Origin of the sequence: Paracoccus beibuensis (genome assembly GCF_026162625.1) — a bacterium.
Taxonomy (GTDB): Bacteria; Pseudomonadota; Alphaproteobacteria; order Rhodobacterales; family Rhodobacteraceae; genus Paracoccus; species Paracoccus beibuensis.
Genome location: NZ_JAOTBD010000003.1, coordinates 69,146 through 93,602, shown reverse-complemented (window position 1 = coordinate 93,602; position 24,457 = coordinate 69,146). Strand labels below are relative to the sequence as shown.

Here is a 24,457-nt window from a genome sequence, read left to right as displayed (position 1 = left end):
GGCCCCCATGCTGCTGATCCACTGCCCCTATTGCGACGCCACCCTGCCCGAGGCCGAGTTCGCCTATGCCGGCGAGGCGCATATCTCGCGCCCCGCCGATCCCTCGGCGCTGTCAGACGAGGAATGGCGCGATTACCTCTTTATCCGCACCAACGCGCGCGGGCCGCACTTTGAACGTTGGCGGCACATCCACGGCTGCGGGCGCTTCTTCAACGCGGTCCGCGATACCGTCAGCGACCGTTTCCTGATGACCTACAAGGCCGGTGAGGCCCGTCCCGACCTGACCGTGAAGGAGGCCGCCGAATGAGCCGCTATCGCATCCCCGGCATGGGCCGCGTCGATCCCGCGGCGCCGGTCAGCTTCACCTTCGACGGCCGCAGCTATCAGGGCCTGCGCGGCGACACCGTCGCATCCGCGCTGCTGGCCAACGGCGTGCACCTGATGGGCCGGTCGTTCAAGTATCACCGCCCGCGCGGCGTGGTGACGGCAGGCTCCGAGGAACCCAACGCCCTGATCGGCACCTCGCGCGGCCCGGGCCGGTTCGAGCCGAACACCCGCGCCACCGTGCAGGAACTGCGCGCCGGCCTGACGACGGAAAGCCAGAACAAGTGGCCGTCGCTGAAGTTCGACATCGGGGCCGTGAACGACCGCGCCTACATGCTGTTCTCGGCAGGCTTCTACTACAAGACCTTCATGTGGCCGCGCAGCTTCTGGGACAAGGTCTACGAGCCCTTCATCCGTGCCGCCGCGGGCCTGGGCAAGTCGCCGGCCGAGGTCGATCCCGACAGCTATGCCCACCGCAACCTGCATACCGACGTGCTGGTGGTGGGCGGCGGCGCCGCGGGCATCTCGGCCGCGCTGACAGCCGCGAAATCCGGCGCCCGCGTCGTTCTGGTGGATGAAAATCCCGAAATGGGCGGATCGCTGCTGTCTGACCCGTCGGTGCGCATCGACGGTCGCGGGTCGTGGGCTTGGCTGGCCGAGCAGCTGTCGCAGCTTCGCGCCGCCGGCGTGCGCCTGATGACCCGCACCACGGCCATCGGCTATTACCACCAGAACTTCGTGGGTCTGGTCGAGCGCGTCACCGACCACCTGGACCAGCCGCCGCACGGTGCGCCGCGCGAACGCATGTGGCATGTCCGGGCCGAACAGGTCGTGCTGGCGCAGGGCGCGCTGGAAAAGCCGCTGGTCTTCGATGGCAACGACCGTCCCGGCGTCATGCTGGCCGGTGCCGCGCAGACCTATCTCAACCGCTACGGCGTCAAGGTCGGCGACAATGCCGCCGTGGTGACCAGCCATGACAGCGCCTGGTACGCCGCCTTTGACCTGGTCGATGCCGGAGCCCGCGTGGCGGCCATCGCCGACACCCGCGACAGCGTGCGCCCCGACCTGGTGGAGGCTGCCCGCAAGCGCGGCATCCTGGTGCTGACCGGCCACACCGCCACCGCGACCGAAGGCCGGTTGCGCGTCAAGTCCGTCCGCGTGAACCCGGTGCGGAATGGCCAGGTCGGCGCCGGGCGTAAGATCCCTTGCGACGCGCTGCTGATCTGCGGCGGCTGGACGCCGTCGCTGCACCTCTTCTCGCACACCAAGGGCTCGCTGACTTGGGACGCTGACAGCCGGACCTTCCTGCCCGACCACAAGACCGAGGCCTGCCAGATCGCCGGCGCGGGACGCGGTCTCTGGGGCTATGGCTTCGTGCTGGAGGACGGCGTGAAGGCCGGCATCGCCGCCGCGCAGGCGCTTGGCCGCAGCGCCGACGCATCCGACGCGCGGGTCGAGGGTGACCGCCCCGGCACCGGCATCAGCCAAAAGGAATTGCCGACCGACCGCAGCCCCGGCAAGGCCAAGGCCTTCGTCGACTACCAGAACGACGTCACCGCCAAGGACATCCGCCTGGCCGTCCGCGAGGGCATGCGCTCCATCGAGCACGTCAAGCGCTATACCACCAACGGCATGGCGACCGACCAAGGAAAGATGTCGAACATCAACGGCTTGATGATCGCCGCCGACGCCCTGGGCAAGGAGCCCCCGCAGGTGGGCCTGACGACCTTCCGCCCGCCCTACACGCCGACCAGCTTCGGCGCCTTCGCGGGCTATCACAAGGGCGCCACGTTCGAAATCACCCGCAAGACGCCCATCGACCCTTGGGCCGAGGCGCAGGGTGCGGTGTTCGAGCCGGTGTCGCTGTGGCGCCGGGCTTGGTACTTCCCCAAGGCGGGCGAGGACATGCACGCCGCCGTGGCGCGCGAATGCCGCGCGACACGGGCATCCGTGGGCATGTTCGACGCCTCGACCCTGGGCAAGATCGAGGTCGCTGGTCCCGATGCGGTCGAGTTCATGAACCGCATGTACACCAACCCCTGGACCAAGCTGCAGCCTGGACGATGCCGCTATGGCCTGCTGCTGGGCGAGGACGGGTTCATCCGCGACGACGGCGTCATCGGGCGCATGTCGCCCGACCTGTTCCACGTCACCACCACAACCGGCGGTGCCGCGCGCGTCCTGAACATGATGGAGGACTACCTCCAGACCGAATGGCCGGACCTTGACGTCTGGCTGACCTCGACCACCGAGCAATGGGCGACGGTCGCGGTGAACGGCCCCAACGCCCGCAAGGTGCTGGAGAAGCTGGTCGAGGGGTTGGACCTGTCGGACACAAACTTCCCGCACATGTCGGTGGCTGAATGCACGGTCGCGGGCCTGCCCGCGCGCCTGTTCCGCATCAGCTTCACGGGCGAACTGGGCTTCGAAGTCAACGTCCCCGCGCGCCACGGCCTGCAGCTGTGGAAGGCGATCCATGAGGCCGGCCAGCAATACGACATCTGCCCCTATGGCACCGAGACGATGCACGTCCTGCGCGCCGAAAAGGGCTATATCATCGTGGGTCAGGACACCGACGGCACCGTCACGCCGCAGGATGCGGGCCTGGACTGGGCGATCGGCAAGGCCAAGAAGGACTTCGTCGGTAAACGCTCGCTGTCGCGTCCCGACATCGTCGCGCCGAACCGCAAGCAGCTGGTCGGCCTGCTGACCGAGGACGGCAGGAAGCTGGAGGAAGGCGCCCAGATCGTGCTGGACCCGAGCCAGAGCCTGCCGATGACCATGGCCGGTCACGTGACCTCATCCTATGACTCGGTGGCGCTGGGGCGTCCCATCGCGATGGCGGTTGTGACCGGCGGCCTGTCGCGGATGGGGGAAACGGTGCACATCCCCATGCCCGACGGCACGATCCGGGCCACCATCACCTCGACCAACTTCTATGACCCGGCCGGCGAACGGCTGAAAGCCTGAGGAGCGAAAGACATGACCACGCAACGCCACGATTTCGATCCCACGCCCTTCCTGGTCGAGGAACTGCCTTGGGCGCCGCGCTTCTCGCTGCGCGTCCGCCCCGAAAACCGCGCGGCCCTGGCCGGGGCGCTGGGGCTGGAGCTGCCGACTGCGGTCGGCCAGCGCAGCACCGCAGGCGGCGTCGAGGTCCTGTGCCTGGGCCCCGACGAATGGACGATCCTCGCGCCCGACGCCGCGCCGCTGGCGGCCGGATCGGGCGCCGCCTATGCCCAGATCCCGCACAGCCTTGTCGAGATCAGCGACCGAGAGATTACGCTGCGCCTGTCGGGTGCGCAGGCGCTGACCGCGCTGACCACCGGCTGCCCCCGCGACATCGATGCGATGCCCGTGGGTCAGGGCGCGCGCACGCTGTTCGACAGCGCCACCGTGATCCTGTGGCGCGACGACCGGCAGGATTTCCGCATGGACGTCTGGCGCAGCTTCCTGCCCCATGTCCGCGCCCTTCTTGACCAGGTGATGGTCGAGCTGAAATCGGGCCTCTAAGGCCCGCCTTCCCCCAGAACCTGTCCCGCCTTGGCCCCGCCGGTCGCGGGCGGCCCCGCTTTGCCGAAAGGAACCCCATGCTCGACTTCAAGACCCCCGCCATCTCGGATACCGCCATCGCCGGTGCCATCGGCCGCGAACTGGTCCGCCAGCAGGACCAGATCGAACTGATCGCGTCCGAGAACATCGTCTCGGCCGACGTGCTGGCCGCGCAAGGCTCGGTGCTGACCAACAAGTACGCCGAGGGCTATCCCGGCAAGCGCTATTACGGCGGCTGCGAATTCGTGGACGAGGTCGAGGACATCGCCCGCGACCGCCTGAAGCAGTTGTTCGGCGCGGCGCATGTCAACGTCCAGCCGCATTCGGGCGCGCAGGCCAACCAGGCCGTATTCCTGGCGCTGCTGCAGCCGGGCGACAAGATCATGGGCCTGTCGCTGGCCCATGGCGGCCACCTGACCCATGGCTCGCCCGTCACCATGTCGGGCAAGTGGTTCGATGTCGCCAGCTACGAGGTCGAGCCGCACACCCACCTGATCGACATGGCCAAGGTCCGCGACAAGGCGCTGGCCGAGCGTCCGAAGCTGATCGTGGCCGGTGCCTCGGCCTATCCGCGCCACATGGATTTTGCCGCCTTCCGCGCCATCGCGGACGAGGTCGGCGCCTGGCTGATGGTGGACATGGCACATTACGCGGGCCTGATCGCGGCGGGCGAATACCCGAACCCGGTGCCCCACGCGCATGTCGTCACCTCGACCACGCACAAGACGCTGCGCGGTCCGCGCGGCGGCGTCATCCTGACCAATGACGACGACCTGGCGAAGAAGCTGAACTCGGCCGTGTTCCCCGGCAACCAGGGCGGGCCGCTGATGCATGTCATCGCCGCCAAGGCCGTGGCCTTCGGAGAGGCGCTGCAGCCGTCGTTCAAGGACTATGCGAAAGCTGTCATCGCCAACGCACGCGTGCTGGCCGAAACGTTGACGGCGGGCGGCATGGGCATCGTCTCGGGCGGCACCGACTGCCACATGGTCCTGTGCGACCTGCGCCCGCTTGGCGTGACCGGCAAGGTGGCCGAGATCGCGCTGGAGCGTGCGGGCCTGACCTGCAACAAGAACGCGATCCCCTTCGACCCGGAAAAGCCGTTCGTGACGTCGGGCATCCGGCTTGGCAGTTCGGCCGGCACCACCCGCGGCTTCGGCGAGGCCGAGTTCCGCCAGATCGGAGAGATGATCCTGCGCGTCCTGAAGGCGCTGGCCGCCAATCCCGACGGCTGCACCGAAACCGAAAGCGCCGTGCGCGCCGAGGTCAAGGCGATCTGCGACCGCTTCCCGATCTACCGCTGAGGCATCATGTTCATCTCGGTCTTCGAGGTCTTCAAGCACGGCATCGGCCCGTCGTCGTCGCACACGATGGGGCCGATGGTCGCCGCCGCGCATTTCCTGGACGACCTGCGCGGCGGGGCCGAACAGATCCCGGGCGCGGGCGAACCTGCGAGGCTGCGGGTGACGCTGCACGGCTCGCTAGCCTTCACCGGCAAGGGCCATGCGACCGACCGCGCCGTGATGCTGGGCCTGCTGGGGCAGCGTCCAGACAGTTTAGACCCCGATGCGGCCGAGGGACTGATCGCGGATTTTCACACCAGCCGGCAGGTCATCCTGCCGGGCCTGCCGCCGCTGGCCTTCGATCCGCAGCACGATCTGGTCTTCGACTTTGGCCCCGCGCTGCCGCTCCATGCCAACGGGATGACGTTCGAGGCCTTCGACGCGCGGGGCAACCGTTGCTTGGCCGAGGTCTACTACTCGATCGGCGGCGGCTTCGTGCTGACCCAGGCGCAGCTGGTGGCCGAACGCGAACAGGCGGGCAAGCCCGTCCAGCGCACGAACATCCCCTATCCCTTCGCCGATGCTGCGCAGATGCTGGCGATGGGCCGGTCCTCCGGCAAATCCATCGCCGCCATGAAGCGCGCCAATGAGGAAGCGCAGGGCGCGACCGACCTGGATGCGCGGCTAGACCGGCTGGCGCAGGCGATGAACGCCTGCATCGACCGGGGCCTGCGCGAAGAGGGCATCCTGCCCGGCGGTCTCAAGGTCCGCCGCCGCGCCGCCGGCATCCACCGGTCGCTGGAGGCCGAGAAGTTCCGCAACGACCGCCACCCGCACCTGATCAACGACTGGCTGAGCGTCTACGCCATGGCGGTGAACGAGGAAAACGCTGCCGGCGGCCGCGTCGTGACAGCGCCCACGAACGGCGCCGCGGGCACCCTGCCCGCCGTGCTGCGATACTGGCAGGACCATATCGGCGCGACCGACGAGGCGCGGCGCGACTTCCTGCTGACGGCAGCGGCGGTCGGCGGGATCATCAAGGCCAACGCCTCGATCTCGGGCGCCGAGGTCGGCTGCCAGGGCGAGGTCGGATCGGCGGCCGCGATGGCGGCGGCGGCGCTTTGCGCGGTCTTGGGCGGCACGAACGAGCAGATCGAGAATGCCGCCGAAATCGCGCTGGAACATCATCTGGGCATGACCTGCGACCCCGCCGGCGGTCTGGTGCAGGTGCCCTGCATCGAACGCAACGCCCTTGGCGCGATCAAGGCCGTGTCGGCGGCAAGCCTGGCGCTGCGCGGCGACGGGCAGCACTTCATGCCGCTGGACAACTGCATTCGCGTGATGCTGCAGACCGGGCGCGACATGGACAGCCGCTACAAGGAGACCTCGACCGGGGGCATCGCCGTCAACCTGCCAGAGTGCTGACGGCTCGGTGGCTGTTTCCGGCCAGCCAGTCGGCGAACAGCCGCGCCTGCGCCAAGACGCGCGAATGGATCGTCATCAACAGGCCGACCGGCGATGGCAGTGAACCCTCGAACAGGGATCAGCCTGCCGTCGTCCAGCATGTCGCTGACGAGCCTGTCCCAGGTCACGTGAACGTCATCCTGCACCGGCTGCAGCAGCGGCAACCACCCGGTTTTCGGCAGTAACCTTAGATTGCGGTTGTGTCCGACAACGGCTCGACTTGGACTCAAGGCGGATTTCGAAGCCTGCGTGGCCACCGATGCGCCCGCGCAGGTCGTTATTGGTGGCATGGCCAATTCCGCATGGCGCGCAAGCCGCTGCAGGAAACCGCCGTCAGCCATGCGATGGACGGCAAGGCCGGCCTGAAGAACCAGCTGAACCGCGTGGCAAAGCCTGACGCGGGTTCGCTGCTGGTCTTCAACGACCCGTCGAGCTGGAACCACTTCCTGCCGGATCGCACGCTGATGTTCCGCGTGATCCCAAACAGCCCGACCGAGACCGGAATGACCACCACTTGGCTGGTCCACAGGGGCGCGGTCGAGGGCGACGACCGTGATCTCAAGCGCCTCACAAAGGTCTGGATCGCCACCAATGACAGGAACCGCGAAATGTCGAGACGCAGTTCCAGGGCATCCTCCATCACGGACGAGGACATCGAGGACGGCTGTATACTGGCCCGCGGTACGAAGCCCGTCGGGCAGGTCACGCTGCACCTTCTAAGCGCCTGCCTAAGAAGTCGGTGCTCGACCCGGTTTGAGGAACATGGTTCCTCGTCGGGGGGGGGCCAGGGCGGGGGTGATGATACGGGGCACGGACGAGCCGAGCGGGTCGCTGTTCAGCTGTGTTGATCTGGAGGAGCGCATATGACGCCGCCGGATCCGTTGCCGACCGGCGTCATCCCGCAGGTCGCCCGAAAGGCGAGATATTCGGCGGTCGATGGGCGAACCACCCGGCACAAGGCTACGACCTGTCCCCGAAGCGCCGGAAGCGGATTGAGGAGCCCTTCGGATGGGCAAAGTCCGTCGTCGGCATGGCACAGACCGTCTCCTGCGGCGTCGCACGGGTGAGGTCCCGCTTCATCCTGACAATGGCGTGCGGATCTCGATCCTCATGGCAGGCGCCTTTCAAGGGTGCAGGGGCAATGCCCTTGCCGGGTTCAGGGGCTCGCCCCTCCAGCCTGGGGCCAGACTAGAGTAGCTTACGTATTCAACAATGAGCAGAAACGTTCCTGCTGGCCAACAACCTTGTCCGGCTGCCACGACTGCTGAGCGTATGAAGACGAAAGGCGGCATCGGCCGCGCACACCATTTGCCCCGACAGGCCGGAAGCTCAACGCAGCCGGGCCGGTCTCAAGAAAAACGCTCCGCCTCGGCGACTTCTGCAGCAGCCTGGCAACCCTGCCACCTCGAACGTTCCGCAACGCCCCCGCAGGTGATCGCGGGGGCGTTCATCGCGCCAAGCGGCTCGACCCGATGCAGCCGAGCCGCTATGATCGCGGCATGGAGAACCAGAACCGGCCACGGCTGCTGTCCAGCGGCAATCCGCAGATCGCCAAGGGCGACGGCGACGCGCCGGTCGCGGCCTATCTGGAGGCAATGCCCGGCTGGAAGCGCGCGATCGGTCGTCGGCTGGACCGGATCGCGGTGGCGACGCTTCCCGAGGTGCGCAAGGCGGTTCGTTGGAACACACCCCTCTATGGGAAGGAGGATGGGTGGTTCTTCGCGATGTACTGCTATCGCGACTATCTGCAGCTGACGTTCTTTCGCGGCACCGACCTCATCCCGGCTCCGCCTCGCCCGTCCAGGGTGGAGGGGGTGCGTTACCTGCACATCCGTGAGGATGATGCCCTGGACGAAACGCTGATCGCCGAATGGATGGCGCAGGCTGTCAGGCTGCCGGGAGTCGCGCTCTCGTAGGGGGATGGCGGTGCGTCCGCCACCCGTGTCAGCCGAAGGACGCGACGGGACTGCCGAACACGAATTCGTCCGGCGTGATGCCAGGGCCCGGACGCCCTGACAGGGGGATGTGGCCGCCTTCCGGGGGCCGTTCGCCTCGTCATGATGGCCGCTGATACGGACTTCGGCCAGCCGGACGTCCTGGCAGAGCGACGGCTTGAAGGTCGCGCCGATGTGGGTGCAGGCGGCGGTGATATCGCCGGCCCAGGCGTCGTCACGGGTGTGCGGCGTCGACCGCAGCTTGCGAATGCTGCGGAAGACCGGCATCGGCTGCAGGCCGCCGATCCGGGTGCCGTTTATGCCGAAGCAGTCGCATATCCCGCTGCCGATCGCGGGCAGGACGCTCGACAGGCTTCAGGCGCCCTCGTTCGGGTGGAGGGCGTGGTACAACTGCCAAGGCGGCGTGAAAGCGCCTCAGCTTGTCGATCTTGTTCCTTTCCGCACCGTTCACCTTTCCGCACGAACCGAAAAAGTTCGCTTTGATCCTGAAGGTCAGGCCGGCACGCTCCGGCCCGGCGGTTCAGCGCGATCATTGCCTTGTCGGCCGAGACACCCTGCTCCGATAGATGCCGACGAAATGACGTTCAGGCAGGTCGATCGTGAGGCCCGGATCGCAGCCAGAGGACCCTCAGCCAGTCTGCTGGCTTCGATCTCCACGACAGGGGGCATCGGATTCCGCTGATGCAAGTGCAGGCCCGCTGACGGTCCCGCGAACCCGCCGTCGACAAGTGCGAGGTCGACGGCAAGATCCTCGGTCAAAATTCCGGGCAGGTTACCCCGGAAGGATCGCAGAGCACGCAGCGAGCCCGCGATGGGTGCATGTCCGATGCGGTGGAGGTTGTCCTGAAGCGTCCTCGTCATGATCATTGATCAGGTCCATCCAAATCGTCTTGATCTGCATGCGCCAAGAACCTCTGACGGGGCCGCTTTAGGGCAAACCGACGGTGCCAGGTGATCGGGCGTCACCGACGACGTTCAACCCCTCGCCGGGCGTCACCTTCAGCACCCACGGATCGCAGCCGCTTGCCGGTCAAGGAGCGACATAACCTCCGGCCTCTGCCGAAAGATCGTGCTGCGCCGGGTCGTTCTGGAAGAACAGCCCGCCAGTCCGGCTGGCCCGTTGCGGCAGATAGTCCAACGTCACCTCGCTGGTCTCTATGATCCGGTTGCCATCGGTCAGGCTGCCCTTGATCGTCAGGCTTGCCGCCGTGGTGTTGCCGCGGTTGAACGCCGTGAACTCGACCAGGTACCCGCCGCTGACCTGCCTCGGCATTCCGGGGCTGACGACGACATCGGGGGCCGTGGCCGGGTGCGTCAGCCCGTGCCGAATCATGAAGCCGACGGTGCCCGCGATGATCGCCGCACCAAGCAGCGCAACCGCCCATTCCAGCGCGGATGTCCGTTCGGGAAGATCGCGATCCTTGGCCATCAGAGCACCAGTCGCGCCACGGCGCCGCCGATGGCGCCGGGAAAGGACAGCACGATCACCGTGCTGAGGACCTCTTCAGTCGAGGACGCCCCGGTGCGGCCGAACAGCCAAAGGACAGTCAGGCTGACCAGCGCCACGATTACGTAGCCGACGCATGTGAACCGCCCGAAGACGTGGATGAAAGACCGGCCGCCCCGGGCGGTCCCGCCCCTGAAGCCGACCGAGTAAACCAGCGCGTGCATCAGGGTAAGCGACAGGACCAGCAACCCGATCTCTTGCCAGACAGACATCTTGAACGCGATCAGCACCATCTCCTCGGTCGGGGCGACGTTGAGCGACAGGTATAGCGCGCCGGCCCCCATCAGGAATAGTTCGCCAAGGTAGGACGGCTCGCTTTCCTCGCGGTCGCTCTCTGACGTGTCGCCCATCTGGCTGCGGGCCAGCATGGCGCCGATGCTGGCGGGGAACATCTGCATGGCAATCTTTCCGACGACCTGTCTGGACGGCATGTCGGTAGTGATGACGGAGAACAGGAACAGGATGACGGTCGAGGCGACAGCCGCCACCAACACCGACACCAGCACGTCGGCCAGATCGTCCCTGAAGCGGTCGGTCCGCCGGAAGCCACCAAAGCGCGACAGCCCCATCAACAGCGGCAGCATCGCCAGCAGCATGACCGAGATCCGCCACGGCTCCAGCGTGAAACCCAGCCACCACATCTCCATCGTCATCAGCATCGGCAGCGAGAACAGCAGCGCGCCGGCGAATGCCCGCCCGAGACCCGCGCAGAACTTGCGGGTGTCGGGGACGCTGTGCTGGAGGTCGGTCGAGGTCGCGGCTGTCATGGCCGTCACTCGGCCAATGGGCAGCGCAGGGAACTGGTGCCCTGATACGCATGCGCGCCTGTGCAGGGGGCGGATAAGCCTTGGAACATGTTCGTTTGCATCGTCCCTCCTTGGCCAGACCCGGCAAGGGATAACGCTTCATGACGCAGGATGTTCCTCTGGCACAGGCGCTTAGCGCGCGCTGCCGGACTGGGAAGCGCCCGGGGGTGACGTTGCCTGATGTGTCCTATCGGAGCAGATTGCGTCTCTGAGATAAAGTCGCGCGACAACGTTTTTCGGCGCGCACGCGGCAGAACCTTCATCCGTGCTGCCCGGCCACCGGATCACATGCAGAGCACCAACCAAGGGAAAAGCACGCACAGGTTGCATGGGGAAACCGGCCGGGCGACTAAACTCGTAAAACAGCAACACTTCGCCGCCCGACCTGTGAACCTCTTTTGTCTGAGGTTGAAGGGCAAGTCACCCTATCCTTTTGGACATGTCTGAATCGTCAACCCATCTTAACCTTCATCCCGACGCCCAGCGGCACGTTCATGCCGGCAACGTGGGCGTGCGGACGACAGGTGGGACTTCAACCTTGGGCGCTGTAACCGGCCGAGGCGGACATCAACTGGCGCGTGTAGGGTTCGCGACCGCGACCTGCCCGCAAATCGCCCACGCCCATGATCTCGATGATCCGGCCATGCTGCATGACCGCCAGCCGGTCGCACATGTGCCCCACCACCGAGAGGTCGTGGCTGACCATCAAGTAGGTCAGGCCGTGTTCGGCGCGCAGGTCCGACAGCAGGTTCAGGATCTCGGCCTGGACGCTGACATCCAGGGCGCTTGTGGGTTCGTCCAGCAGCAGCATGCGCGGCTCGGCAGCCAAGGCGCGGGCGATGGCCACGCGCTGGCGCTGCCCGCCCGACAGCTGGTGCGGATAGCGGAAGCGGAAGCCGCGGCCCAGGCCCACGTCGTCCAGAAGCTGCTCGATCCGCTGGTCGATTCGGTCCATGCCCTGCAGGCGCAGCGTTTCCGCCAGGACGGCATCGACGGAATGGCGCGGGTGCAGGCTGGCGTAAGGGTCCTGAAAGACCATCTGCACCGTCTTGAAGAACGCCCGGTCGCGACGGTCGGTGGACAGCGGCTTGGCGTCGACCTCGATCCGGCCCGACCAGGTGGGGATCAGCCCCGCAATGGCACGCAGGATCGTCGACTTTCCGGAACCGGATTCGCCGACCAATCCGAAGCTTTCGCCCTGTGCGACGGTGAAGCCCGCCCCCTTGACTGCGTCCACCCGGTCGGGCGGTTGCCCGAACCAGACGTCCAGATCCGCAACCGTCAGCATGACCGGCGCCGCCAGAGCGAATGCGTGCATGCTGCCATGTCAAAGCCCTCCGGGAAATTCGGTATCGGCGCGGTCGGCGACAATGTCGCCGTCGCGCCAGCTGTCCTGCCGCTGCAGGACCGGCAGGCGGTCGACCGGCGCCTCCAGCCGTGGCAGGCTGTCCAGCAACCCGCACGTATAGGGGTGGCGCGCATGGTGCAGGTCGCGGGCCGGCAGCGTTTCCACTACACGACCGGCATACATGATCAGCACGCGGTCGCAGAACTGCGCGACCAGGTTCAGGTCGTGGCTGATGAAGATCAGCCCCATGCCGCGGTCGCGCACCAGGCCGTCCATGATATTCAGGACCTCGGTCCTGACCGAGACGTCCAGCGCGCTGGTGGGCTCGTCCGCGATCAGGATCTGCGGTTCGGGCGCCAGCATCATGGCGATCATGATGCGCTGGCCCATGCCGCCCGACACTTCGTGCGGATAGGCGTTCATGACACGCTCGGGGTCGCGGATCTGAACAGCCTCCAGCATCTCCAGCGCCTTTTGCCGCGCCCGGTCGCGCGGCGCGTTGGCGTGCAGGCGATACGCCTCGATGATCTGCTGGCCGACCGTCATCACCGGGTTCAGGCTGAACTTGGGGTCCTGCATGACCATGCTGATGCGCCCGCCCCGGATCTTGCGCATCTGGCGGTCGGGCAGGTTCAGGATCGGCTGTCCTTTCAACTCCATGCGCGCAGCCTCGACCCGGCCGGGGGGCCGGACGAGGCCGAGGATCGCCCGGCCGGTCATCGACTTGCCGCTGCCGGATTCGCCGACGACGCCAAGCCGTTCGCGACCCAGGTCGAAGCTGATGCCACGGACGGCCTGGAATTCACCCTGGCGGGTCGGAAAGGTCACCCGCAGGTCGCGGACTGACAGAAGCGGTTCGGTCATGACTTGTCCCCCTTCGGGTCCAGCACGTCGCGCAGCCCGTCGCCTAGCAGGTTGAAGGCCATCGAGACGGTGAAGATCGCGATGCCGGGCATTGCCGCGACCCACCAATAGTCCAGGATATAGGTCCGCCCGTCCGAAATCATCGCTCCCCATTCCGGCAGCGGCGGCTGCGCACCAAGACCCAGGAAGCCCAGACCTGCCGCCGACAGGATGATCCCTGCCATGTCCAGTGCCACCCGCACGATCAGCGAACTGACGCAAAGCGGCCAGATGTGCCGGATCAGCAGCCTCAACCGCCCTGCCCCCTGCAGGCGCGCGGCGGCGATGAAGTCGGCATTGCGGATGGTCAGCGTCTCGGCCCGGGCAAGGCGGGCATAGGGCGGCCAGGCGGTCAGCGCCAGCGCCAGGACCGCGTTGCCGATGCTGGGACCAAGCGCCGCGACGAAAGCCAGCGCCAGGATCAGCTTGGGGAAGGCGAGGAAGATGTCGGTGATGCGCATCAGCACCTGGTCCACCCAGCCTCCCGCAAAGCCCGCGACGGTGCCGATGAACAGACCGATGATCGGCGCGATCAGCGCCACGGTCCCCACGATGAACAGCGTGATCCGCGATCCGTGGATCAGGCGCGACAGGATGTCCCGGCCAAGCGCATCCGTGCCGAGCCAATGCGCCGCCGATGGCGGCTGCAGCCGGTCGGCCAGGTTCTGCGCGTATGGGCTCTGCGGCGCAAGCAGCGGCGCGAAGATGGCCATGCCAATCAGCAGGACCAGGATGATCAGGCCCAGCATCGCCAGCTTGTTGCCCCGGAAGGTCAACCAGCCCTGGTACATCGCGCCAAGCCGCGCCTGGCGGCGGGTCTGCGGTGCGTCCGACAGCAGCCAGTCGCGGCGAGAGACGGCGCTCATTTCGACCTCGGGTCAAGGACGCGATAAAGGATGTCGCTGAGAAGGTTCAGCAACACGAAGCAGACGCCGATGACGACCGTGCCGCCCAGGACCGCGTTCATGTCGCCGGACAGAAGCGCGCGGGTGATATAGCTGCCAAGCCCCGGCCAACTGAAGATGATCTCGGTCAGGACCGACCCTTCCAGCAGCGACCCGAAGGACAGCGCGATCACGGTGACCAGCGGGATCGAGATGTTGCGAAAGGCGTGCTGCCAGATCACGGCGCGTTCGGAGAGACCCTTCACCCGCGCCGTGATGATGTATTCCGCCGACAGCTGTTCCAGCATGAAGCTGCGCGTCATGCGGCTGATATAGGCGAGGCTGTAATAGCCCAGCAGGCTGGCCGGCAGGATGATGTGGCTGAACGCGTCTTGGAAGGCCGGCCAGTCACCGGCCAGCAGGCTGTCCACCAGGATCAGTCCGGTGACCGACGGCACCATGCCGTCATAGATGATCCCCTGCCGCCCCGGTCCTCCGACCCAGCCCAGATTGCCGTAGAAGATCAGAAGGCCCATCAGCCCCAGCCAGAAGATCGGCATCGAATACCCGATCAGCGCCACGACACGTGCCACCTGGTCGAAGATGCCGCCCCGCCGCGCTGCCGCCATGACGCCAAGCGGCACGCCGATCACGACGCCGATCAGCGTACCCAGTACCGCCAGCTCGACCGTCGCAGGAAACACCCGCGCGATGTCCTGCGCCACCGGCTGCCCGGTCGAGATCGAACGCCCGAAATCGCCCGTCAGCACGTCGCCGATATAGCGCAGGAACTGCACAACCAGCGGCTGGTCCAGACCCATCGCCTGATAGGCGGCGTCGTATTGCGCCTGCGTGGCCCGGTCGCCCACGACCTTCAGGACCGGGTCGATGGGCATGACGCGGCCGATGATGAAGGTGACCAGCAGCAGGCCCAGAAGCGTCAGCGCCAGTGACACGAGGGTTCCCGCCACGCTGCGGGCGCGCCGCCGCCGCAAGGCCCGGCGTGCCGAGGGGTTTGGCCGGTCGTCGCCGGGGGGTGGCCCCCCGGCGGTCGTGCTGTCGGTCATGGCCACGGCCTATTCGCCCTTCGTCACCTGGCGGTAGATGACCGAGGTGACGGCCCCGCCGCTCCACCAGTTCTGGATGTTCTGTTGCAGCCCCACCTGCTCGACGCGCTGGAACAGCGGCACGATGGGCGCCTCGGCCTGGTACTGGCGCTGGATGTCCTTGTACATTTCGGCGCGGGTCTCGGTGTCCTGCTCCAGCGTGGCGGCGACGGTCGCCTCGTTCATCTCCTCGGGGACGGCATAGGCGTTGCGCCAGGCCAGAAGGCCCACGGCATTCGCCTCTTCGCTGTTGTCGGGGTTATAGGCGAAGGTCGCGGCATTGGTGTTCGGGTCGGAGTAATCCGGGCCCCATTCGCCTAGGAAGATCGGCACCTCGCGGGCACGATAGGCGTCCAGAACCTGCGCGCCGGTCATCTGCTCGATCTCCAGCGTCAGGCCGGCCTCGGCCATGCTGGCCTGCAGGGTCTGGGCCACGTCGATATATTCGCGCAGGTCGCGCACGCGGGTCGTGATCGTGCCGCCCTCGATGCCGGCGTCCTGCAGGATCTGGCGGGCCTTTTCCACGTCATAGGTCCAGGGCTGTTCCTCGAGCACGCCAAGGTAGCCGCGCGGCAGGAAGGTCTGGTGCGTGATGAACTGGCCCTTGAGGAAGCTCTGCTCCATCCCCTCGTAGTTCACGAGGTACTTCATCGCCTCGACCACCGCCGGGTTCGACAGCAGCTCGTCCTTCTGGTTCAGGCCCATGTAGAGGATGCGGCCACGCGGCTCATCCTCGATCTTGATGCCGTCGGCGGACGAGATCGCCTGCACATCCGTCGGGGTCAGGTTGCGCGCCACGTCGATGTCGCCCTGTTCCAGCAGCAGCCGCTGCGCGCTGGATTCGGCGACGTTGCGGATGATGACGCGCTTCATTTCGGGGGCGCCCTGCCAGTAATCCTCGAAGGCGGTCAGCTGAACCGCCTCGTTCGGGCGCCAGGCGGCCAGCTCATAGGCGCCGGAACCGGCCTCGTTCGTCGAGAGCCAGGCGTTGCCCAGATCGCCATCCTGCTCGTTGGCCATGACCGTTTCCCGGTCCACGATGCTGGCGACGTTGGCGGTCAGGCAGTTCAGCACGAAGGACGGCGCGTAGGGCTTGTCCAGCGTCAGGGTCAGCGTGTTGCCGTCGGCGGTGATCTTCTCCTCGACATTGTCGGCGGTAAAGCCGAACTGCGTCAGGATGAAGGCCGGGGTCTTGTCCAGCTTGACCGCGCGCTGCAGCGACCATGCGGCATCCTCGGCGCGGACCGGATTGCCGGAGTGGAACGGCACGCCCTCGCGTAGCGTGAAGGTGATCGAAAGCCCGTCTTCGGACACTTCCCAACTCTCGGCGAGGGCCGGCTGGAAGCCGGCCTCGGGGTCCAGGGGGTCGAAGTCCACCAGCCGGTCATAGGTGTTGTTGTTGACGTCGTTGCCCGAGAACTCGAAGCTTTGCGCCGGGTCCAGGCTGATGATGTCGTCGATCGTGTGGGCCACGACCAGCGTGTCGGCCGGCGTTTCGGCAAAGGCCGCGGGTGCGAAGGCAAGCGCCGTGGCCAGCATCACGGCCCGCGTCGTCAGGTGGAAAGTCATGTCGATGATCCCCGTTGTTCGATGTCCCCACTTGGCGCGGGGTTGCATGTCTTGCAGGTTGACCCATGCGCCACGGCCTTGCAAGGGGGACGCCGTGGGGTCAGCCGCCGCGCAGCCGGCTTTCGGTCAGCAACCCCTCCTCGTCCAGGATCGGGTGGGCGACGGCCACGAAATGCGCGTTGATGCGCTTGAGGTCGCGCAGGAAATCCAGGTGCAGGGACGACGTCTCGCGGCTTTGGCTGTGGCCCTCGCGCAGGCGGATCAGGTGGCGCTGCGCGGATTGGCGTTCGAAGTTCCGGATCTCGACCTTCTGCTCCATCATCTGCCGCGCCAGGACGCGGTCGCGGGTCATGAAGATGGTCTGGGCGATGCTCAGCGTCTCCTCGGTCATCAGGAACATCGTGTCCAGCTCCTGATACCCGGCGTCCGAGAACCGCAGGCCCAGGCCCACCTTCTTGCGCACCTCGGCCGCCAGCCCCTTTTCGATGATGTCGCCGACATGCTCCAGGTTGATGACATAGTCCAAGATGGCGATCGAGCGGCGCCGGTCGTCCTCGTCCGCGTCGCGCCCCAAGCGCGAGAGGTAGGTCTTGACCTGCTGCTGGCGCAGGTCGACCCGGTCCTCCAGCTTCGATACCTCGGCCAGGGGCGCGAGGTCGTTCTTGCGAAAGGCCAGCCGCGTCTGTTCCAGCATCCGCGCGACGTCGTCGCCGATGGCCAGCGCCTGTCGGCTGGCCCCCGCCAGCGCCAGCGGTGGAGTGTCCAGCGCCGCATCATCCAGCCAGCGCGGGGTCGGATCCTCGGTCGGGGCCTCGTCGGGCAGCATCAGGGCCAGCAGCCGCGACAGGCCGCCGGCAAAGGGCCAGACCACCAGTGCCAGCGCAAGGTTGAAGCCCAGGTGCGCCTCGACCGCAAGACCGGTGATCTTCAGGGGCGCCAGCGCCGCCGCCGCCGCGCCCGCGAAGGGAAGGACGGCCAGGCACCCGGCGCCGCGCACCATCAGGTTGCCCACCGTCAGCCGCCGCGCCGCCACCCCTGCCCGCTGCGTCACCAGCACCGGTGGGATCGCACCGCCGATATTGGCGCCCAGCACCAGGACGACCGCCAGCGCCGCCGGGACATCCAGCGACAGGATCAGCAGAACCGCCGCCAGCGAAGACGAGCAGACCGCGGCGATTCCCGCGGCAAAGACCAAGGCGACCGGCCAGGCCGCGTCCAGCATACCCAGGAAGGCCGCCATCTGCGGCGCCTCGCGCAGGGGCGCGGCCCCCCGGTCCAGCAGGTTGAGCGAAATCAGCATCAGCCCCAGCCCGATCAGCGCCCGGCCGCTGCCGCTGATCGCGGGCCGTTCCCGGCGTGCGGCCGCCATTCCGATCAGGATCAGCGCCGGCGCCATCGCCCCGATGCCAGCCGACACGATCAGCGCCGTCAGCGCCGTGCCCACATTGGCGCCCAGCAGCACGATCTGCGCCATGCGCCCCCGGATCAGCCCGCGATCGACGAAGGACGCCGTCAGCAGCGCCGTCGCGGTCGAGGATTGCAGCCCCAGCGTCGCCACCAGCCCCGATGCGAACGCACGCGGTCCCGTCCGCGTCCCAAGACCAAGCGCCGTCTTCAGCCGCAGACCAAAGGCCGTCGTCACGCCGTCCCGCACCAGCCCCAGCCCGAACAACAGCAGCGCGACGGCCCCGGCGATCTGCAGGAAGACAAGAACGGAGGCCATGCGATCACCTCTCTTCTCAGGAACGCGCGGTGCGCAGGATGCTGACACTTCTGATGAGGACGCAGAATCCCATGATCATCAAGACCTAAGATGCTTGCGCGGTTCCCCTGCCGGGCTTTGCCGCTTTTCTCATCCCATCGTCGCATCGAAGGGGCGGGAACATTAGAGCCTTGCTGAGGTTCTTGCCCTGTTCCCGGAGGAGGGAACGCCGCTTCACGGGAGAGCAGAATGACACTCAAGATGACGATGATGGCGGGATGCGCCATTTGCGCCCTCGCCACCGCTGCGCAGGCCGACTGCGCCGAGGACCTTGCCCGCATGACCGGAGAATCCGGCATGTCCGGCCAAACCACTGCGGCCGGCGAATCCGGCGGCATCTCCAAGGATGGCTCGCTGGCACCGCTCGAGATGCCGGACAGCGCATCGGGCGCGGCGTCGTCCGACATGGCGGCCGACAGCCCCGCTGACACGACCGCCGGCACCGCGCCAGACACTGGCATGGCAGCAGACGCCACTTCGGGAACAGGCGCCAGCGCGGCTTCTGGTGACATGGCATCGGGAGCGACCGGCAGCGATGCGTCGGCAGGCGCCGAAACGGCGTCCGACAGCATGGCGACCGGCACGACCGGCACTTCGGGCGACATGGACGCCAACACCTCGACGGCGACGACGGGCGGCGACATGGCTTCGGGATCGGACACGACCAGCAGCGGCGACATGGCATCGGGCAGCAGCGGGTCTTCGACGACCGCTCCGGCGGGCGACATGGCCGCCGATTCGGGTTCCGCGCCGATGGACGGCAGCACCGACATGTCCAGCGACACGACGGCATCCGACACGGGCGCGGCCGAGGGCGAGGCCATTTCGAAGGACGGCTCGCTTGCGCCTCTCGAAACCGAAGGCTCGGATGATCAGACCGACGTGGCGATGTCCGGTCAGGACGCTGCCGACCAGCAGGATGGAGCCCCGACCGCCGCGCAAGAGGCCGAGACCGCCGGCACAGGTTCCGAAACCGGCATGGCATCCGGATCCTCGGCCGATCGCGATGCGCTGATCGAAGAGGCCCGCACAGCCCTGGCCGCGGGCGACGAGGACGCCTGCCGCGCGGCACTCGACCAGGCCGAAGCCCTCTGAGCGACCAAAGAAAAACGGCACCAGATGTTCGTCCGGTGCCGTTCGTTTTTCCCACAGTTCGCTGATCAGGCGGCGTTACCCTGCGCGGCAGAATTCACGACAGTCTCGGCCAGCTTCGTCAGCTTCTCGTCCGTCGCCACCTCTTCTTGCAGCGTCTGGTCCAGAAGCTTGGCCGCATCGTCCATTCCCAGCTGCATCGCCCAGGTCTTCAGCGTGCCATAGCGGCTGATCTCGTAATGCTCGACCGCCTGCGCGGCGGCCAGAAGACCGGCATCGTGGGCAGGGCTGCCCTTGAACTCCTCCATGATCTCCTGCGCTTCCGAGATGATGCCCTCGATCGCGTCGCAGGTCTTGCCCTGGGGGCGCTTGCCGATCATCTCGAACACCTGCCCCAGGCGCTCGTACTGGTGCTGCGTTTCCTCCTCGTGCGTCTGGAAGGCCTGCTTCAGTTCTTCGGTCTGGGCAGCCCGCGCCATCTTGCGCAGCGACGTCGAGATCTTGCGCTCGGCGTAATAGATGTCCTTCAGCGTTTCGTGAAACAGGGTATCAAGGGTCTTGTCGGCCATGTCGGCACTCCTTTTTTCGAAATGGATATCAGACGTCGGCGCGTTCGCCGCTGGCCCGCAGGCCGATATATTGCTGGGTGACCCCCGGCAGCCCTTCCAGCAAGGCCGAGGCCATCGCCACTTCCTCGTCCAGGTTCTGGCGCAGCAGCGGCACTGCCGAGGACATGCCGCCCATCTCGGCCGATGCGATCAGCGAGGCGTAGGCGGCGATCTCGAAGTTCTCGAAGGCGACGTTGGCGAACGAGTTCTTGAGGATCTCGTCGCCGGCCACGGTATGGCCCATTGCGGCCATCGTGCCGCTCAGCGACAGCGACATGTCCTTCAGCGTCGAGGCGCTGGTCCCCGCGCTGTCAAGGATCTGCTCGATCCGGGCGATCTGGCCTTCGGTTTCCCGGATATGACGATCCAGAAGCGCGGCAACCTGCGGGTAATGCTCCAGCCGGTTGAGCTGCGGCTGCATGATCGAAAGAGCCTGCTTTTCCATGGCGTGGGCGTTGCGCAGACCGTCGATGAAGACGTCCCCGGCGGCGTTATCGGAAGGCATCGTGATGATCTCCTGCAAATGCGGATCCCTTAACCGGCACGCCGGGCGGATGTTCCCGCCTGACACGGCAGGAACATCGTCGGGCGACGGTGGTTGAAGGGCAGACGCGGACCGCGGAACCTCCGCACCTCCAGGAGCCGAGACAATGACAGACAGGTCTTTCCAAAACCCGTCCTCCGGACATGATCGCCTTGTCACGGCGGTCTTCGATCAACGCGACGACGCCGAAGAGGCGCGCAGGGCGCTGCTGGCCTCCGGGCTGTCCGGGCAGCATATCCTGGTCCTCTCCGGTCCGTCGGACGGGGCGTCGCTGGGGGCGGACGACGATCAAACTGCGCTGGCGCGAGTCCCGCTGCCCGATCAGGACCGTCATGTCTGTGCCGAGGCGATATCCCGTGGCGCGACGCTTGTGGTGGCGGACCTCCTGAGCGGCGCCGAGGCCACGCAGGCCATCGCGATCCTGTCGTCGACGTCCGCGGTCGAGATGGACCGCCGCGAGGCCGATTGGCGCGAAGGGGGCTGGAGCGGCGTCACCACCGACGCCTTGCCCAGTGGCATCCGCGGCACGACCCGCGACATGGCCTACACCAGCCCCCGCGACGATGACGACACCGACACCTACGAAAGCCCCTCGGTCCGCCCGCATCCGACCGGTGCAGAGGACCGCCGCCTGATCCGCGACACCAACGGTCAATCCCCTCGCGCCAGGCGCTATGTCGCAGAGGATTCGGGCTAATGCCCCGCCCGGAGGAAGGAGATACAATGAGGAACCGCAAGAAGAGGAACGCCGGCTGGATCATCGGAGCCGTGGTCGCCGCGGTCATCATCGCGCTGATCTATTCGTTCGCCGTTCACTCGCCATGACCGCCGGCGCAGCATACCGGCAGCAGCCGGGCCCGGTCTTCGACATCAATGGCGCGTCGCGTCGCCACCATCACCTGTCCCCCCTGCCGCCGGATCGGCAAGTGCGTCCCGGCGCACGTTGACAGCCACCTACATTCGCAAGATAAGCTGCAAGGCATGCGCCCACGTAATTCAACTGGATAGAATATCCGACTTCTAATCGGGCTGTTGGGGGTTCGAGTCCTCCCGTGGGCGCCACCTACCGCCAGAAGCCGGCGTCGAACCTCGGCTTGACGTTTTCTGGCACGGGCCTGAAGAGATGGGGGCAGACGTCAGCAGCCAGACTGCCATGACGGACAGTGGTGCTCTTTCATGCGACAGGTTCCTGTTGAACTGCAGAGCACGAAAAACAACATGGCGTAGTCGCGGCGATTCCAGTCGATCCCAGGAGCGGCGGCCGCGGTCATTCGGCGTCCAGCCGACTCGACGATCGTTGATCCGTCTTGGGGCACGGGAAGCGAGCAACCGGGCAAGCATATGTTGAGGTCCAACACCTCCGAACCGGCAGCTCCCCTTGATCGAGCGAGCCGGTCAGGCAAAGTTCCTCCGCTCTTCGGAGACCTTTCCTTGGCCCGAGGGAGCCGGGAAAACGCCAACCTTGCACCGTCCGGCCGAACCGTCGTTCGGCTGCGTCATCGCCAAGTGCATCGATACCTGTTGGGGACGGAGGCAGAAAAGGATGCGACGTCTTCAAGGTCGTTGTGGCTGTCGCCGCGTCTCCGGAAAATCAGGACGCCGTGAAGCCTTCCCCGCACGTCTACCGAAGTCGACTGCGCCCGACATCTTCTGCGGGTCCGCTCGTCCCTCATGGCACGCCTGACAGAGAGCAGCGGCAACTGGTGAAATCATGGGCATGACCCACCCGACCCAAGGGCAGAAGGCACGCCGGACTTGCGTCATTTCGTTCCTCGTGACATCCGGAATTTCTCTTGGGCGGGAACCATGAAAAAGCTTCTGATCGTTGTCGTCGAACCTGATCCCGACCGGGCGCAATCCATCGCGGACGGGCTGGGAGAGGCTGGCGAACATGACATCCGGATCATCGCCGAACAGACCTCGCTGGCGCGGCGGGTGGCGGAGCTGCGCCCCGACGTGGTGCTGATCGACATCGCCAACCCCTCGCGCGATATCCTGGAGGAGCTGGCGCTGGCCTCCGGCCCCTCGGAACGGCCGGTGGCGATGTTCGTCGATCGCTCGGACGAGCAGCTGACGCGCTCGGCGATCGAAGCCGGGATCTCGGCCTATGTCGTGGATGGGCTGCGGCCCGACCGGCTGAAGCCGATCATCGACGCGGCCATCGCGCGGTTCCACATGCTGCAGCAGTTGCGCGCCGAATTGGCCGCCACCCGGGCCGCGCTGGAGGATCGCAAGATCGTCGACCGCGCCAAGGCCGTCCTGATGAAGGCTCGCGGCATCGGCGAGGACGAGGCCTATGCCCTGCTGCGCAAGACCGCGATGGATCAGGGCAAGCGCATCGGAGAGATCGCGCAGCAGCTGGTGACGGCCGCCGGGTTGCTGGGCCGATGATCCCGCTTCGGCTTGGATACCTTCCGCTGATCGACGCGGCGCCGCTGATCGTCGCGCATGAACTGGGCTTCGCCGCCGAGGAAGGGCTGCAGCTGGAACTGGTCCGGCTGGGGGCTTGGGCCCAAAGCCGCGACATGCTGGGCGCGGGGCTGATCGATGCGGCGCACATGCTTGTACCGATACCCATCGGCCAGGCCCTGGGGCTGGGACCAAGCCTGCCTGCGCTGGACCTGGTGATGTTCCTGTCGCATGGCGGCCAAGCTGTCGCCGTCAGCCGCGCAATCGAGCGGCAGCTGCGCACCGACGGTCACGGCTTCGACTTTGCCGACGCCCGCCGCGCCGGGCTGGCGCTGCGGCGTGCGGTCGCGGGGCGGCTGCGCGTGGGTGTGCCGTTCATGTTCTCGACCCAGGTCGAGCTGATCCACCATTGGTTGACGGCCTGCGGGTTCACGCCCGCGGACCTGCAGATCAAGACGGTCCCGCCGCCGATGATGGCCGATGCCCTTGCCGCGAACGAGATCGACGCCTTCTGCGTGGGTGAGCCTTGGGCCTCGTTCGCGGTGGAGCGCGGGATCGCGGCCCTGCTGCTGCCCGGCCCGGCGATCTGGTCGGCGCCCCCGGAAAAGGGCTTGGTCCTGCGCCACGACTTTGTCGAGGAGCGGCCGGAACTGACCGGCGCGCTGATGCGGGCCCTGTGGCGCGCGGGCCGATGGCTGGACGAACCCGACCGTCGCGGCACGGCGGCCGAGATCGTGTCGCGGCCCGACTACCTCGACCTGCCGTCGGAGCTGGCAGAGCGGGGCCTGAGGGGCCTGCTGCTGATCTCGCCAGGGGGCGAGACACGCGACGTTCCAGGCTTCCTGGCCTTCAATGCAGGCGCGGCTAGCTTTCCGTGGAAAAGCCTGGCCGCCCTCTTCGCCGCCAAGATCGCGACCCGGCAAGGCCTTGGTGCGGAACCTGCGATGCGGAACGCCATGGCGCGGTTCCGCACCGACCTTTATCGCCAGCACCTTCGACCAGCCGGGGCCGCCCTGCCCGGCGCATCGCTGCGCGTCGAGGGCGCGATTGCCGAGGACCGCGTCGTCCCCGCCGAACGCGGTCAGATGATTCTGCGCGCCGACGGCTTCTTCGACGGCTTCGTCTTCGAACCTCCGGCCCCGGAACCGTCGACAAACTGACCACCGATCGGGCAATCGGCGCACCAGTAGCTGAATCGATGTGCGCCGTTCTGTTTTTGCCGCCATGGGCGGTGGCTGCCGGGGACAGGCGCTTGCATGCGGCGGCCCGGGCGGGGAATGTTCCGACATGGGCCGGGCGCAATGGCGCGCCAGATGCCTGCTCGCAACGCTGCGGCACGATCTC

Annotated in this window: 22 protein-coding genes, 1 tRNA gene and 1 pseudogene; 14 read left to right on the top strand and 10 right to left on the bottom strand. The window is 66.8% G+C overall.

Annotated elements, in window-relative coordinates; all coding sequences use genetic code 11:
• The first annotated feature begins 7 nt into the window (after nt 1–7).
• The 9 genes and pseudogenes from OC159_RS03285 to OC159_RS03245 all read left to right on the top strand — a co-directional run bounded on the left by OC159_RS03285 (nt 8) and on the right by OC159_RS03245 (nt 9,257).
• Entirely contained in the window at nt 8–307 is a 300-nt protein-coding gene (locus OC159_RS03285; RefSeq protein ID WP_265499726.1) for a sarcosine oxidase subunit delta, read from the top strand.
• Nucleotides 304–3,294: a sarcosine oxidase subunit alpha gene (locus OC159_RS03280; protein WP_265499725.1), complete on the top strand. Its 2,991-nt coding sequence runs from the start codon at nt 304–306 to the stop codon at nt 3,292–3,294. Before OC159_RS03285 ends, OC159_RS03280 begins: the two co-directional genes overlap by 4 nt.
• Nucleotides 3,295–3,306: 12 nt before the next feature.
• Entirely contained in the window at nt 3,307–3,837 is a 531-nt protein-coding gene (locus tag OC159_RS03275) for a sarcosine oxidase subunit gamma (RefSeq protein WP_265499724.1), read from the top strand.
• A 77-nt stretch (nt 3,838–3,914) separates the two neighbouring features.
• On the top strand, nt 3,915–5,177 hold the full coding sequence (glyA, locus tag OC159_RS03270) for a serine hydroxymethyltransferase (protein ID WP_265499723.1): 1,263 nt from the start codon (nt 3,915–3,917) through the stop codon (nt 5,175–5,177).
• A 6-nt stretch (nt 5,178–5,183) separates the two neighbouring features.
• Nucleotides 5,184–6,581 carry an L-serine ammonia-lyase gene (locus tag OC159_RS03265; RefSeq protein WP_265499722.1) on the top strand — a complete coding sequence of 466 codons (1,398 nt, stop codon included), beginning with the start codon at nt 5,184–5,186 and terminating at the stop codon, nt 6,579–6,581.
• Nucleotides 6,582–6,922: 341 nt separating this feature from the next.
• Nucleotides 6,923–7,468: an SRPBCC family protein gene (locus OC159_RS19985; protein ID WP_322626705.1), complete on the top strand. Its 546-nt coding sequence runs from the start codon at nt 6,923–6,925 to the stop codon at nt 7,466–7,468.
• A gap of 45 nt (nt 7,469–7,513) precedes the next feature.
• A pseudogene (locus OC159_RS03255) lies at nt 7,514–7,812 on the top strand (hypothetical protein); the annotation flags it as partial.
• A 280-nt stretch (nt 7,813–8,092) separates the two neighbouring features.
• A complete protein-coding gene (locus tag OC159_RS03250) occupies nt 8,093–8,536 on the top strand; it encodes a DUF1801 domain-containing protein (protein ID WP_265499721.1) in 444 nt (147 codons plus the stop codon).
• A 196-nt stretch (nt 8,537–8,732) separates the two neighbouring features.
• Nucleotides 8,733–9,257, top strand: coding sequence for a hypothetical protein (locus OC159_RS03245; protein ID WP_265499720.1), 525 nt, complete (start codon nt 8,733–8,735; stop codon nt 9,255–9,257).
• Between the two features lie 348 nt (nt 9,258–9,605).
• Here OC159_RS03245 and OC159_RS03240 read toward each other — a convergent pair whose 3' ends face one another.
• The 8 genes from OC159_RS03240 to OC159_RS03205 all read right to left on the bottom strand — a co-directional run bounded on the left by OC159_RS03240 (nt 9,606) and on the right by OC159_RS03205 (nt 18,421).
• Nucleotides 9,606–10,004 carry a hypothetical protein gene (locus tag OC159_RS03240; protein WP_265499719.1) on the bottom strand — a complete coding sequence of 133 codons (399 nt, stop codon included), beginning with the start codon at nt 10,002–10,004 and terminating at the stop codon, nt 9,606–9,608.
• On the bottom strand, nt 10,004–10,849 hold the full coding sequence (locus tag OC159_RS03235; protein ID WP_265499718.1) for a TIGR02587 family membrane protein: 846 nt from the start codon (nt 10,847–10,849) through the stop codon (nt 10,004–10,006). The genes OC159_RS03240 and OC159_RS03235 overlap by 1 nt, the downstream gene beginning before the upstream one ends.
• A gap of 571 nt (nt 10,850–11,420) precedes the next feature.
• Nucleotides 11,421–12,206, bottom strand: a complete 786-nt coding sequence (locus OC159_RS03230) for an ABC transporter ATP-binding protein (protein ID WP_265499717.1) — start codon at nt 12,204–12,206, stop codon at nt 11,421–11,423.
• Between the two features lie 9 nt (nt 12,207–12,215).
• On the bottom strand, nt 12,216–13,100 hold the full coding sequence (locus tag OC159_RS03225) for an ABC transporter ATP-binding protein (RefSeq protein ID WP_265499716.1): 885 nt from the start codon (nt 13,098–13,100) through the stop codon (nt 12,216–12,218).
• On the bottom strand, nt 13,097–14,005 hold the full coding sequence (gene nikC, locus OC159_RS03220) for a nickel transporter permease (RefSeq protein ID WP_265499715.1): 909 nt from the start codon (nt 14,003–14,005) through the stop codon (nt 13,097–13,099). Before nikC ends, OC159_RS03225 begins: the two co-directional genes overlap by 4 nt.
• Entirely contained in the window at nt 14,002–15,090 is a 1,089-nt protein-coding gene (locus OC159_RS03215; protein ID WP_265499714.1) for an ABC transporter permease, read from the bottom strand. The genes nikC and OC159_RS03215 overlap by 4 nt, the downstream gene beginning before the upstream one ends.
• 9 nt (nt 15,091–15,099) lie before the next feature.
• On the bottom strand, nt 15,100–16,698 hold the full coding sequence (locus tag OC159_RS03210) for an ABC transporter substrate-binding protein (protein ID WP_407674048.1): 1,599 nt from the start codon (nt 16,696–16,698) through the stop codon (nt 15,100–15,102).
• A 100-nt stretch (nt 16,699–16,798) separates the two neighbouring features.
• On the bottom strand, nt 16,799–18,421 hold the full coding sequence (locus tag OC159_RS03205) for a Na/Pi cotransporter family protein (RefSeq protein ID WP_265499712.1): 1,623 nt from the start codon (nt 18,419–18,421) through the stop codon (nt 16,799–16,801).
• 228 nt (nt 18,422–18,649) lie between these two features.
• Here OC159_RS03205 and OC159_RS03200 point away from each other — a divergent pair, with 228 nt between their 5' ends.
• Complete coding sequence (locus OC159_RS03200; protein ID WP_265499711.1) at nt 18,650–19,555, top strand: hypothetical protein; 906 nt, start codon at nt 18,650–18,652, stop codon at nt 19,553–19,555.
• Between the two features lie 65 nt (nt 19,556–19,620).
• On the opposite strand, the gene OC159_RS03195 is transcribed toward OC159_RS03200, so the two are convergent.
• Both OC159_RS03195 and OC159_RS03190 read right to left on the bottom strand, forming a co-directional pair.
• The gene (locus OC159_RS03195; RefSeq protein ID WP_265499710.1) at nt 19,621–20,121 is read right to left on the bottom strand and encodes a YciE/YciF ferroxidase family protein; all 501 of its coding nucleotides are present in this window, start codon (nt 20,119–20,121) and stop codon (nt 19,621–19,623) included.
• 28 nt (nt 20,122–20,149) lie between these two features.
• On the bottom strand, nt 20,150–20,665 hold the full coding sequence (locus OC159_RS03190) for a ferritin-like domain-containing protein (protein ID WP_265499709.1): 516 nt from the start codon (nt 20,663–20,665) through the stop codon (nt 20,150–20,152).
• Between the two features lie 145 nt (nt 20,666–20,810).
• Here OC159_RS03190 and OC159_RS03185 point away from each other — a divergent pair, with 145 nt between their 5' ends.
• From OC159_RS03185 to OC159_RS03170, 4 genes are all read left to right on the top strand, one after another.
• Nucleotides 20,811–21,401, top strand: a complete 591-nt coding sequence (locus tag OC159_RS03185; protein ID WP_265499708.1) for a hypothetical protein — start codon at nt 20,811–20,813, stop codon at nt 21,399–21,401.
• A 288-nt stretch (nt 21,402–21,689) separates the two neighbouring features.
• A tRNA-Arg gene (locus OC159_RS03180) sits at nt 21,690–21,766 on the top strand.
• Nucleotides 21,767–22,510: 744 nt separating this feature from the next.
• Nucleotides 22,511–23,095 carry an ANTAR domain-containing response regulator gene (locus tag OC159_RS03175; protein WP_265499707.1) on the top strand — a complete coding sequence of 195 codons (585 nt, stop codon included), beginning with the start codon at nt 22,511–22,513 and terminating at the stop codon, nt 23,093–23,095.
• Nucleotides 23,092–24,273, top strand: coding sequence for an ABC transporter substrate-binding protein (locus OC159_RS03170; protein ID WP_265499706.1), 1,182 nt, complete (start codon nt 23,092–23,094; stop codon nt 24,271–24,273). Before OC159_RS03175 ends, OC159_RS03170 begins: the two co-directional genes overlap by 4 nt.
• The last annotated feature ends 184 nt before the right edge of the window (nt 24,274–24,457 follow it).

What these genes read in the sequence shown, in the direction of transcription:
- OC159_RS03285 (WP_265499726.1), top strand. Translation starts at nt 8, where the DNA reads ATGCTGCTGATCCACTGCCCCTATTGCGACGCCACCCTGCCCGAGGCC.
- OC159_RS03280 (WP_265499725.1), top strand. Translation starts at nt 304, where the DNA reads ATGAGCCGCTATCGCATCCCCGGCATGGGCCGCGTCGATCCCGCGGCG.
- OC159_RS03275 (WP_265499724.1), top strand. Translation starts at nt 3,307, where the DNA reads ATGACCACGCAACGCCACGATTTCGATCCCACGCCCTTCCTGGTCGAG.
- glyA (WP_265499723.1), top strand. Translation starts at nt 3,915, where the DNA reads ATGCTCGACTTCAAGACCCCCGCCATCTCGGATACCGCCATCGCCGGT.
- OC159_RS03265 (WP_265499722.1), top strand. Translation starts at nt 5,184, where the DNA reads ATGTTCATCTCGGTCTTCGAGGTCTTCAAGCACGGCATCGGCCCGTCG.
- OC159_RS19985 (WP_322626705.1), top strand. Translation starts at nt 6,923, where the DNA reads ATGGCGCGCAAGCCGCTGCAGGAAACCGCCGTCAGCCATGCGATGGAC.
- OC159_RS03250 (WP_265499721.1), top strand. Translation starts at nt 8,093, where the DNA reads ATGCAGCCGAGCCGCTATGATCGCGGCATGGAGAACCAGAACCGGCCA.
- OC159_RS03240 (WP_265499719.1), bottom strand. Translation starts at nt 10,004, where the DNA reads ATGGCCAAGGATCGCGATCTTCCCGAACGGACATCCGCGCTGGAATGG.
- OC159_RS03235 (WP_265499718.1), bottom strand. Translation starts at nt 10,849, where the DNA reads ATGACAGCCGCGACCTCGACCGACCTCCAGCACAGCGTCCCCGACACC.
- OC159_RS03230 (WP_265499717.1), bottom strand. Translation starts at nt 12,206, where the DNA reads ATGCACGCATTCGCTCTGGCGGCGCCGGTCATGCTGACGGTTGCGGAT.
- OC159_RS03225 (WP_265499716.1), bottom strand. Translation starts at nt 13,100, where the DNA reads ATGACCGAACCGCTTCTGTCAGTCCGCGACCTGCGGGTGACCTTTCCG.
- nikC (WP_265499715.1), bottom strand. Translation starts at nt 14,005, where the DNA reads ATGAGCGCCGTCTCTCGCCGCGACTGGCTGCTGTCGGACGCACCGCAG.
- OC159_RS03215 (WP_265499714.1), bottom strand. Translation starts at nt 15,090, where the DNA reads ATGACCGACAGCACGACCGCCGGGGGGCCACCCCCCGGCGACGACCGG.
- OC159_RS03210 (WP_407674048.1), bottom strand. Translation starts at nt 16,698, where the DNA reads ATGACTTTCCACCTGACGACGCGGGCCGTGATGCTGGCCACGGCGCTT.
- OC159_RS03205 (WP_265499712.1), bottom strand. Translation starts at nt 18,421, where the DNA reads ATGGCCTCCGTTCTTGTCTTCCTGCAGATCGCCGGGGCCGTCGCGCTG.
- OC159_RS03200 (WP_265499711.1), top strand. Translation starts at nt 18,650, where the DNA reads ATGACACTCAAGATGACGATGATGGCGGGATGCGCCATTTGCGCCCTC.
- OC159_RS03195 (WP_265499710.1), bottom strand. Translation starts at nt 20,121, where the DNA reads ATGGCCGACAAGACCCTTGATACCCTGTTTCACGAAACGCTGAAGGAC.
- OC159_RS03190 (WP_265499709.1), bottom strand. Translation starts at nt 20,665, where the DNA reads ATGCCTTCCGATAACGCCGCCGGGGACGTCTTCATCGACGGTCTGCGC.
- OC159_RS03185 (WP_265499708.1), top strand. Translation starts at nt 20,811, where the DNA reads ATGACAGACAGGTCTTTCCAAAACCCGTCCTCCGGACATGATCGCCTT.
- OC159_RS03175 (WP_265499707.1), top strand. Translation starts at nt 22,511, where the DNA reads ATGAAAAAGCTTCTGATCGTTGTCGTCGAACCTGATCCCGACCGGGCG.
- OC159_RS03170 (WP_265499706.1), top strand. Translation starts at nt 23,092, where the DNA reads ATGATCCCGCTTCGGCTTGGATACCTTCCGCTGATCGACGCGGCGCCG.